This is a genomic window from Ventosimonas gracilis (assembly GCF_001580025.1).
Classification (GTDB): Bacteria; Pseudomonadota; Gammaproteobacteria; order Pseudomonadales; family Pseudomonadaceae; genus Ventosimonas; species Ventosimonas gracilis.
The window spans coordinates 1-3253 of record NZ_LSZO01000101.1; the positions used below are offsets into that span (position 1 = coordinate 1).

The window sequence follows — 3253 nt, forward strand, 5'->3', positions numbered from 1 at the left end:
CGCCACATAACGCTTAAAACAGTCCGTGTCGGCACCCGCAAAAAGCAACCACTCGCGGTCACTGATGGTTATGGTTGGCATCGGGGAGGGTCTCCTTGTCCGTGGAAGCAAGCGGCGGCTTGCCGTAAATATCGTCGTAGGTAATCTGCAAGCCATGCAGTGCGGCCAGCGCAATTACACTCTGCGCAACGGTTGGTGGCAGTAGCTGGCGTTGGCACTCGTAATTACTGATGCTGCCTTGCGATAGCCCAAGAGCAGTAGCCAATCCTTTTTGTGACAGGCCAAGCTGATTACGTAGCTGCTTAAGATTATTTGCACTCATAAAGCAATATTAGCCAGACTGTTTTAACTTGTAAACAGTCTGGCTGTTTTGTGCTTATCAGTATGAGCAATACCCTGCTGCGCATGCCAGCTAAACCACTTACGCCAGAGCAAAAGCAAGACGCAGCACGGCTCGCGGCAATATTTGAGAAACGCAAAGCAGAGGACGGGCTAACTCAAGCCGTACTTGCAGATATCCTTGGTTATTCTGTGCAAAGTGCGGTTAGTCAGTACTTAAATGCGAAGATACCGCTAAACGTATCAGCCGCTACCAAATTTGCTAGTGGGTTACGTTGTCGTGTGGCCGATTTCAGCCCTTCAATTCAGTCAGAAATCGACAAAATAGCGGCTTTTGCGACCACTCATAAACAGGGCGCATCCCTAAACATTCCGCAAGGGATGGCAGGATCCACCTACACAGCGATTGAGATGTTGTTGCTTCCAACAGCAGAGCGAGTTGCTCTAAGCGCGGAGGAGCAAGCGGCTATTGCGTTTATGGAAAGCACCGCTGCTAAGAGAGAGCAATACCCTCAAAAACAGCCCGCCCGCCGCCTAAGCTACAGTTGATACAAGGCGGCTTGTCACTTGTCACGCCAAAACCAAGTGCTAATTCATAGATAGCAAGCGCTTAATACTTGGCAAAAATGGCCTGCTAAAAGATGTTGGAAACAGGATTATCCAAGGCTTTCTGCACCTTGGTGCGAAATAGTTGACTTAAAATATCAGCTAGACTAATATTAGTTCTACTAATCGCACGCCAAGCTAGGCACGCCGCCAAAAGGAAATTTGTTGAGCTGGACGGCAGCGACTTGCGTATCGCGCACAACACCAAGCAAAAGCCCCGCTTTGCAGCAGGATTTTAAGGACAACGCCATGAAAGCAGAAGTCACCAGCATCGGCAAAGAAAGCTACCAGATCATCGCCAGCAATCAGCGAAGCGGACGCGTCACAAAAAGCATCGTCAGCCGCGCCGAAGCCATAGAAGTCTTGGCAAGCCACTACCTCTGCTGCGTGGCGCACCGGTGCATACGCAGCCGGATAACAAGCTTGCGCTTAAAAGATGCAAGAGATTTGCTAGAAACCATCGGCGCAAAACGCGTAGCGACCAATGTTTACGAACTGCCTTTTGAGCTGACCAAAGAAGAAAAGGCACTGTTAAGAGCCAAGAAAGTAGAGCTGATTCGATTTTTCAGGGGGTGTAACCCCTACTCGAAAACCCGAGCCGCCGCCTAACCCCAACAAAAAGCCCCGCTTTGCAGCAGGGCTTTAAGGACAACGCCATGAAAAAGCAGGAAATGGGTCAGATGCTTTATTTCATCAGCGCAGCACGCAGTACGAAACCCAGAATAGTACCTACAACGCCAAGCACCCCAAGCATTGCCAAGGTCAGCCGGATAATCAATTTGTTACCTAGGGCCTCCATGTCTTTGCGCAGACCCGTTTCAAGATTCGTCAGCTTGCCATTGAGCCGCTCCTCAAGGTTGGTTATTCGACCCTCTAACCTAACCACATCCTCTTTTGTTGCCATCTTTTCAGCATTATTTTTAGCATCAGCAGCCAACTCTTTCACCTTGGCTTCTACCGCAGCCAGCACTTTGTCTCTCTCGTCAAAACTTTCACGGAATACTTCCGCCACGACTTCTGCCTGCTCTTCCGAATCCTTCGCTGCCTTGAGCTTTTTGGCGAATTGCAATGTATCAAACGAATTAAAAGCGGCTGCACTCATCTCTTTTCCTCGCTTAGCCAGTGCATTTTTCAATGTACCTATGTTAGCACCTCAAAAGACGTCCCCCAGCAACAAAAAGCCCCGCTTTGCAGCAGGGCTTTAAGGACAACGCCATGAAAAAGCAGGAAATGGGTCAGATGATTTATTTCATCAGCGCAGCACGCAGTACGAAACCCAGGATAGTACCTACAACACCAAGCACCCCAAGCATTGCCAAGGTCAGCCGGATAATCAATTTGTTACCTAGGGCTTCCATGTCTTTGCGCAGACCCGTTTCAAGATTTGCCATGTCTTTGCGCAGCCCCGTTTCAAGATTCGTCAGCTTGCCATTGAGCCGCTCCTCAAGGTTGGTTATTCGACCCTCTAGCCTAACCACATCCTCTTTTGTTGCCATCTTTTCAGCATTATTTTTAGCATCAGCAGCCAAATCTCTCACCTTGGCTTCTACCGCAGCCATCGCTTTGTCTCGCTCGTCAAAACTTTCACGGAAAGCCTGTGCCACGACTTCTGCCTGCTCTTCCGAAACCTTCGCCGCCTTGAGCTTTTTGGCGAATTGCAATGTATCAAACGGATTAAAAGCGGCTGCACTCATCTCTTTTCCTCGCTTAGCCAGTGCATTTTTTCAATCTACCTATGTTAGCACCTCAAAAGCCGTCCCCCAGCAACAAAAAGCCCCGCTTTGCAGCAGGGCTTTAAGGACAACGCCATGAAAAAGCAGAAAACAGGTCAGACATGTGGCATCAGCTTGATAATTATGCCAGCAGCAATACCTATGGAAGTCACAATCAAACCTACGCCAATAGTCAGCATTTTGCCGAGCTTGACAATCAAGCGATTTTCTAACCCTTCCATTTTGGCATTCATGCTCTGCTCAAGGTTGGTTATTCGACCCTCTAATCTAACCACATCCTCTTTTGTTGCCATCTTTTCAGCATTATTTTTGGCATCAGCAGCCAACTCGCTCACCTTGGCCTCTACCGCAGCCAGCGCTTTGTCTCTCTCATCAAAACCTTCACGCAGCGCTTTGTCCCGTTCGTCAAAACCTTCACGGAATGCCTGTGCCACGACTTCTGCCTGCTCTTCCGAATCCTTCGCTGCCTTGAACTTTTTAGCGAATTGCAATGTATCAAACGAATTAAAAGCGGCTGAACTCATCTCTTTTCCTCGCTTAGCCAGTGCATTTTTCAATGTACCTATGTTAGCACC

General features: G+C 48.8%; 6 protein-coding genes. 2 read left to right on the forward strand and 4 right to left on the reverse strand.

From position 1 onward, the window contains the following. Positions 1–58: 58 nt before the first annotated feature. Positions 59–322 (reverse strand): helix-turn-helix domain-containing protein, encoded by a 264-nt coding sequence (locus AXE65_RS04565; protein ID WP_068388728.1) that lies wholly within the window; start codon positions 320–322, stop codon positions 59–61. A gap of 62 nt (positions 323–384) precedes the next feature. On the opposite strand from AXE65_RS04565, the gene AXE65_RS04570 reads away from it, so the two are divergent. After that, positions 385–888, forward strand: coding sequence for a helix-turn-helix domain-containing protein (locus AXE65_RS04570; protein WP_068388730.1), 504 nt, complete (start codon positions 385–387; stop codon positions 886–888). A gap of 279 nt (positions 889–1167) precedes the next feature. Further along, entirely contained in the window at positions 1168–1554 is a 387-nt protein-coding gene (locus AXE65_RS04575) for a hypothetical protein (protein WP_153015390.1), read from the forward strand. Positions 1555–1630: 76 nt separating this feature from the next. Here the strand turns inward: AXE65_RS04575 and AXE65_RS04580 are convergent, their stop codons facing one another. The 3 genes from AXE65_RS04580 to AXE65_RS04590 all read right to left on the reverse strand — a co-directional run. Next, positions 1631–2047, reverse strand: a complete 417-nt coding sequence (locus tag AXE65_RS04580) for a hypothetical protein (protein WP_068388736.1) — start codon at positions 2045–2047, stop codon at positions 1631–1633. Positions 2048–2189: 142 nt separating this feature from the next. After that, positions 2190–2639, reverse strand: coding sequence for a CCDC90 family protein (locus AXE65_RS04585; protein ID WP_068388739.1), 450 nt, complete (start codon positions 2637–2639; stop codon positions 2190–2192). A 134-nt stretch (positions 2640–2773) separates the two neighbouring features. After that, the coding region (locus AXE65_RS04590) for a hypothetical protein (RefSeq protein ID WP_204376518.1) at positions 2774–3253 on the reverse strand (480 nt) is incomplete at its 5' end.

Excerpts from the sequence above, each read along its gene's own strand:
- AXE65_RS04565 (WP_068388728.1), bottom strand. The coding sequence starts at position 322 with ATGAGTGCAAATAATCTTAAGCAGCTACGTAATCAGCTTGGCCTGTCA.
- AXE65_RS04570 (WP_068388730.1), top strand. The coding sequence starts at position 385 with ATGAGCAATACCCTGCTGCGCATGCCAGCTAAACCACTTACGCCAGAG.
- AXE65_RS04580 (WP_068388736.1), bottom strand. The coding sequence starts at position 2,047 with ATGAGTGCAGCCGCTTTTAATTCGTTTGATACATTGCAATTCGCCAAA.
- AXE65_RS04585 (WP_068388739.1), bottom strand. The coding sequence starts at position 2,639 with ATGAGTGCAGCCGCTTTTAATCCGTTTGATACATTGCAATTCGCCAAA.